The following is a 232-nucleotide window of genomic DNA, read 5'->3' as shown; positions in this document are numbered from 1 at the left end:
CACTGAATCCGGGATCGGGCATATTCCTCAGGATCGCCATAAACACGGTCTCGTCCTTGATTTTCCAATCGGAGAGAATATCCTGCTGCAAAGCTATTACAAAAAGCCGTATTCAGCATTGGGCGTTTTACATAAAGGCGAAATGTACAAAAAAGCACGCAGCCTGATCACTGAGTACGATGTCAGAACGCCGGATGAATATACACACGCTCGGGCATTGTCAGGCGGAAAC

Annotated in this window: 1 pseudogene; it reads left to right on the top strand. The window is 47.4% G+C overall.

The window, feature by feature from the left end:
* Positions 1-232: pseudogene (locus SB660_RS24045) on the top strand (heme ABC transporter ATP-binding protein); the annotation flags it as partial.

This window comes from Bacillus sp. SIMBA_005, from assembly GCF_046535585.1.
Lineage (GTDB): Bacteria > Bacillota > Bacilli > Bacillales > Bacillaceae > Bacillus > Bacillus pumilus.
This window is presented reverse-complemented; position numbering and strand designations above follow the sequence as displayed.